General features: G+C 67.8%; 5 protein-coding genes and 1 pseudogene. 2 read left to right on the top strand and 4 right to left on the bottom strand.

Annotation, left to right across the window (positions count from 1 at the left end):
- The 3 genes and pseudogenes from AC1DGW_RS10910 to AC1DGW_RS10900 form a co-directional block, all read right to left on the bottom strand.
- Positions 1–147 (bottom strand): annotated as a pseudogene (locus AC1DGW_RS10910) (beta-ketoacyl-ACP synthase I); the annotation flags it as partial.
- Positions 148–164: 17 nt separating this feature from the next.
- Positions 165–1,874, bottom strand: coding sequence for a M28 family metallopeptidase (locus tag AC1DGW_RS10905; protein WP_478022695.1), 1,710 nt, complete (start codon positions 1,872–1,874; stop codon positions 165–167).
- A gap of 59 nt (positions 1,875–1,933) precedes the next feature.
- Entirely contained in the window at positions 1,934–2,590 is a 657-nt protein-coding gene (locus AC1DGW_RS10900) for a DUF4097 family beta strand repeat-containing protein (RefSeq protein ID WP_478022693.1), read from the bottom strand.
- A gap of 160 nt (positions 2,591–2,750) precedes the next feature.
- Here AC1DGW_RS10900 and AC1DGW_RS10895 point away from each other — a divergent pair, with 160 nt between their 5' ends.
- Positions 2,751–3,962: a murein hydrolase activator EnvC family protein gene (locus AC1DGW_RS10895; RefSeq protein WP_478022722.1), complete on the top strand. Its 1,212-nt coding sequence runs from the start codon at positions 2,751–2,753 to the stop codon at positions 3,960–3,962.
- A gap of 116 nt (positions 3,963–4,078) precedes the next feature.
- Entirely contained in the window at positions 4,079–5,497 is a 1,419-nt protein-coding gene (locus AC1DGW_RS10890; protein WP_478022690.1) for a S41 family peptidase, read from the top strand.
- 229 nt (positions 5,498–5,726) lie between these two features.
- Here AC1DGW_RS10890 and AC1DGW_RS10885 read toward each other — a convergent pair whose 3' ends face one another.
- A complete protein-coding gene (locus AC1DGW_RS10885) occupies positions 5,727–6,050 on the bottom strand; it encodes a DUF1820 family protein (protein ID WP_478022688.1) in 324 nt (107 codons plus the stop codon).
- Positions 6,051–6,062 lie beyond the last annotated feature (12 nt).

Raw genomic sequence — 6,062 nt, 5'->3', positions numbered from 1 at the left:
CGAGGAGATCGGCGGCAACTCATCACCGAATACCTCGCGCACCGCACCCAGCTCCGTAATGTCTCCCAACGGCGTCGAGGTGCCGTGCGTGTTGAGGTAATCAACGCGACGATCCAGACCTGACAACGACATCTGCATGCAGCGTACCGTGTGTCATGGAGCACTCAGTCGGTGCGCTTGCCTTCCATCATGCGGTCACGGTTGGCCCTGAACGGGTTGCCCGGGTACCAGTTGGGCCAGCTCTCACCACCGGCCAGTTCCCTGCCGACGCCATACAGCAGTTCGAGGTCCTCCATGGTGCCGTCGAGTTTCCAGGTGGCAGGGTCGTACGCGTCGCGGGGGCTGTGGTAGCGGTCGCGGCCATAGGCTTCGGCAGCTCTTCTGCCTGCCTCGATGCCGCCTTCCAGAAGATCCTGGCCGCCGCCGGCGTAGAGCGCGGGCACGCCGGCCTTGGCGAAGTTGAAATGGTCTGAGCGGAAGTAGAAGCCACTCTGCACCGAAGATTCTGCATGCAGGGTCCGATTCTGCCTGGCCGCCAGCGGCTTGAGGATGTCCTCCAGCCCGGAGCTGCCATAGCCGGTGACGGTCATGTCGCGGGCGCGGCCGTTGACCGACATCGCATCGATGTTGATCACGCCAGCGATCTTGTCCAGCGGGAAGGTGGGGTGGTTGACGTAGTACTGGGAGCCGAGCAGGCCCGATTCCTCCAGCGTCACGGCGAGGAACACCACCGAGCGCTGCGGTGCCGGTTGCTGATGGGCCATGGCGTCGGCGATCTCGAGGATGCCTGCCACGCCGGTGGCGTTGTCCACCGCACCGTTGTAGATGTCATCGTCTCCATCGGTGCCGTGCGCCTCGCCCCCGTGCCTGCCCAGGTGATCCCAGTGCGCCATGTAGAGCACTGCCTCATCGGCGCGCTTGCTGCCGGGCAGGACGCCAACGACGTTGCGCGATTTCTTTTCGGCGATGTGGCTCTTCAGGTCGAGCGACAGCGTGGTGTGCAGCGGCACCGGCTTGAAGCCGCGTTTGCCGGCATCACGATAGGCCTTGTCCAGATCGAGGCCGGCACCGGTGAACAGCTGCCGGGCCGCTTCCGCGCTCAACCAGCCCTGGGCCTGCAGGCGCGGTTCCTTGTCTTCGGCTGCCGGCAGGTCGTATTGCGCGCCGCCCCAGGAGCTCCTGACCACGTCCCAGCCATACGAGGCGCCGGCGGTGTCGTGCACGATCAGCGCCGCAGCGGCGCCCTTGCGCGCGGCTTCTTCGAACTTGTAGGTCCAGCGCCCGTAGTAGGTCATGCGCTTGCCTTCGAACAAGCCGGCGTCATCCGCATGGAAGCCGGGGTCGTTGACGAACATCACCACGGTCTTGCCTTTCCAGTCCTGGCCGTCGTAGTCGTTCCAGTCCTGTTCGGGTGCGTCCACGCCGTAGCCGACGAACACCATGTCGCTGGCGTCGATCTTCACTTCCGGCTGGCCGCTGCGGGTGCCGATCACCATGTCGCCGCCGAATCCGAGTGTGCGGCTGGCATCGCCGTGGCGGAGTGTGAGCACGGTCGAGGGATCGGCGATGGTCTCGGTCATCGGCACATCCTGGAACCAGCTGTCGCCGTTGCCTGGCTGCAGTCCGATGCGCTGCATCTGGTCACGGATGTACGCGACGGTCAGCTCTTCCCCACGACTGCCAGGCGCGCGTCCCTCGAACTCGTCCGACGCCAGTGTCTTCACCAGCTCGGCGAAGTCCGCGGCGTTGATGTCGCTGGAGAAGATGTGCGCCGGCGGTGGCGCCTGCGCGGGAGCCGGAGGAGGAGCGGCCTCCGGCTGGCAGGCGGCCAGTGCCGCGCTCGCGGCGAGGCACAACAGGATCTTGCGGGACATGGAACCGGGCTCCGGATGAGGGGCGAAGCCCGATTCTAGGCAGATGCGCGGGGAAGCGCTCAGTCCTTCGGCGCGGCTTCGGTGTCGAAGCGGCGTACGGTGGCGCCGCTGACCGGGCCGATGGAGGCGCTGTCATGCACGTACAAAGTCACCTCCCGTTCGAAGTTCAGCGCTCCGTCGACCGTTGCGTTCGGGCCGATGATGATCCGCGGCTTGCGGGGAGGCGTCAGCGACAGGCTGAACGACGGCTTGGTCACGCGGATGCCGCCCTTCACGTGCGAACCAATGCCCACGGTGATGTCGCCATTGACGGTTTCGATATTGCGCCCGACCTCGGTGCCGACCAGCCCGATCCCGCCATTGACGGTTTCCACGCCGCCGCCGATGCGGCCGCCCTGGTCGATGAAGATGCTGCCGTTGACCGTCTCCACGCCGCCGGACAGGACCAGCCCGCGTCCGGCGCGGACGGCGCCATTCACGGTTTCCAGGCTGCGCGCCTGCACATCGTCGTCGGCATTGATGCTGCCGTTGACGGTCTCCACGCCGCGCGCCTGCACGCCCTTTGCCAGATGGATGCTGCCGTTGACCGTGTCCAGGTCGCGGTAGGCGGTGCCGGCTTCGGTGTGGATGCTCCCGTTCACCTTGCTGATGTCGTCAGACGCCATCGCCAGCGGGCTGGCCAGCCCCAGGGCTAGCAGAAGAAGGAATCGTTTCATCGCGCGTCTCCGTCGGGAATTCCTGTGGACGAGGATGGATGGCAGCATGGCTGGGTACAATCCGCATCTGCCTGAAGTCACTGGAATGCCATTGCGACAATACCGCCGCCACCGTCAGCCCGTCCGCTCTCCGGCATTGCCGGCCCGGGTTGCCGGCTGTCTGTTGGCATTGTCGCTGGTCGCCCCCCTCGTGCAGGCGCAGAGCAACTCCCGCGATGCGGAGAAGAAGCTGCAGCAGGTGCGTGGCGAACTGAAGAACGTGGCGCAGGAGCGTCAGCGCCTGGAAAGCGAACGGGACGCGGCGTCCCGGCGCCTGCGCGAAGCCGACCAGAAGGTGGCACGCAGCGGCCGGGCAGTAGCCGATACCGAGGCGGCAATGCGTCGTGAGCAGCAGACGCTGGTCGAACTGCAGCAGCGCCGCGCCTCCCTGGAGGCGAACCTGGGGCGGCAGCGCCAGCAGCTCACCGCGCTGCTGCGCGGGGCCTACCAACTGGGCAACCACGCGCCGTTGAAGCTGTTGCTGTCGCAGGACCGCGTGGCCGATGCCAACCGCGACCTGGCTTATCACCGCTACCTGCAGCGCGAGCGGGCGCGGACCATCGCCTCGCTCACCGGCGATCTGCAGGCGCTGTCGTCGAACGAGCAGGAGATCCTGGCGCGCAGCCGCGAACTGGAACAGGCGCGCGCACAGCAGCGCGAACAGGCCACGGCGTTGGCCGAGGATCGCCGCAAGCGGGCGCAGGTGGCGACGGAACTGGACCAGCGCTACCAGGATCGCAGCGAGCGGGAGAAGGTGCTGGGCAAGGACGCGCGGGCGCTCGAGCAACTGCTGTCCAGCCTGCGCGCGGCGGCCGCACGCGCCGAGGCCGAGCGCAGGGCGGCCGCGCGCCGCGCCGAAGCCGAGCAGTCGCGCCAGGTGGCCACGGGGGCGGCGAGGCCCGCGCCGGGCAAGGTGCCGCCGCGGGTCACTGCGAACGCGCCCGCACCGAAGGTCGGGGGGCTGGGCTGGCCGCTGTCGGGCAACCTGCTGGCGCGTTACGGCGGGCGCCTGCCGGACGGCCGCACCAGCAGTGGCGTGCTGATCGGTGCGCCTCCCGGCACCACGGTGACCGCGGTCGCCGACGGTACGGTGGTCTTTTCCGACTGGATGACCGGTTACGGCATGATCCTGATCGTGGATCACGGCAATGGCTACATGAGCCTGTACGCCCACAACGACACGCTGCTGCGCGACTCGGGGGTGCGCGTGCGCCGCGGCGAGGCGGTCGCGCGGGTCGGAAACTCCGGCGGGCAGGGCGTGACGGCGCTCTACTTCGAGCTGCGCCGCAACGGCCAGCCGGTGGACCCGGCCACCTGGCTGCAGCGCCAGTGACCGCCCGCTGAGCGGGCGGTGCGGCCGATGCCCCGCGTTCAACGGGAATTCGGCCGGGCTTCGCGCATAATCGACCCGACGCGCATGGTGCGCATCCGTTTTTCATGGAGTGGTTCATGCGTGTAGCCGGCCTTGCTGCTGCCCTGCTGTTCGCACTGTCGCCGGCCGTCGGCCTGGCGCAGAGCGCCCCGGACAAGACGCCGAAGGCGGACGACCCCGATGCCAAGGAATCGGTCACCTCGCGCGTGCCGCTCGAGGAAATCCGCCGCTTCGTCGCCGTCTACAACGCGGTGCGCGCAGCCTATGTCGATCCGGTGGATGACAGGAAGCTGATGCAGTCGGCCGTGCGCGGCCTGCTGCTGGACCTGGACCCGCACAGCACCTATTTCGACAAGGAAGACGCCGAGGCTTTCGACGAGCAGGCCACCGGTGCCTATGAGGGCATCGGCGTGGAACTGCTGCAGCAGGATGGCGCGCTCAAAGTGGTCTCGCCGATCGACGACACGCCCGCCGCCCGCGCCGGGCTGCGTGCAGGCGACCTCATCGTGGCCATCGACGGCAAGCCGATCAGCGCGATCGAGGCGATGGAGCCGCTGCGTGGTCCGGCCGGCAGCGAGGTGGTGCTGACCATCGAGCGCGGCGAGGACAAGCCGTTCGACGTCACCGTCACCCGCGAGACCATCCGCGTCACCAGCGTGCGCAGCAAGCTGCTCGAACCGGGTTATGGCTATGTGCGCATCAGCACCTTCCAGGCCGATACCGGCGCCGATTTCCAGAAGCATGTCGCGCAGTTGCAGGCGCAGGCCGGTGGCAAGTTGAAGGGCCTGGTCCTGGACCTGCGCAGCAATCCGGGCGGCCTGCTCACCGCGGCGGTACAGGTGGCCGACGATCTGCTGGAGAAGGGCGTGATCGTGAGCACGCGCGGCCGCATCTCGGTCAGCGATGCAAAATTCGAGGCCACGCCGGGCGACCTGATGAAGGGTGCGCCGGTGGTGGTGCTGGTGGACGCAGGTTCGGCCAGCGCCTCGGAAGTGCTCGCCGGCGCGTTGCACGACAACCGGCGCGCGCGCATCGTCGGCAGTCGCACCTTTGGCAAGGGCTCGGTGCAGACCGTGCTGCCGCTGGACAACGGGGATTCGGTCAAGCTGACCACCGCGCGCTACTACACGCCCAGCGGCCGATCGATCCAGGCCACCGGCATCGTGCCGGACGTGGAGCTGGCGCCGGATCCGGCCAATGCTGTCAAGGACATGCCGGCTTCCATCGCTGACTTCAGCGAGGCCAAGCTGCCGGGCCATCTGCGTGGCGACGACGAGGCCAGCGGAGGCGCCACCGGCGTGGTGCTGCCGGGCGACGGGCCGATCCAGTCGGCCTTGCGCGAACTCAAGCAGCCGGGTTCGCTCGCCGCAAAGGCTGCGGCCGCACCGCGGCCGGCAGCTCCAGCGAAACCGGAAGTGGCTCCGGCGCCTGCGGGCGTGACCGTGCCGGCCAAGCCGCAGGAGCCCAGGCCGGAAGCCGAGGACAGCGGCAAGTAACGACGTCTGCCTGGCGGCGGCGGGTCACCTGACTTCGTTGTCGCGCGGCAGGGCGCCCGCACTGGCGGCGTTGAGGAAGTCCCTCTTCCGCCGGGAAGGCGTTGGTGAAGCCTGGTGACAAGTAACGGATGTGCGAGCTTCGCCCAACCTTCATGCCGCGCTTCACGCCACTGCATGGATGCAGGCAGGGCGTACCGGGCAAGCGCGCGCCGCGCCCCGGAAGAAACCCTCAGCGCGGCCTGGCAGGCATCGGGAATGGCGTGACCACCTTCTCCCCGGTGGTCGCATCGCGGATGGCCGACTGGCCCTTCTTCTCCACTTCCTCGATGCGCACGATGCTCTGCATCGGCAGGTGCAGCACCCTGGTGTCGCCGAATTCTTCGCGCAGCCGCTCCTCGGTGGGATCGACCACCAGGCCGTCATGAAGATCGAACACCAGCTCGGCGATTTCGTTGAATCCCCACAGGTGACTGCTGCCCACGCGCCGGGCATACAGCTCGTAGACCTTGCCGTGGTTGAGGAACGTGATCTTGTACAGGGGCTTGTTGCTCATCGCCCGATTATA

Source organism: Stenotrophomonas sp. 05N423 (assembly GCF_056397145.1).
The sequence above is the reverse complement of the archived record's forward strand: the minus strand, read 5'-3'. Positions and strand labels throughout refer to the sequence as shown.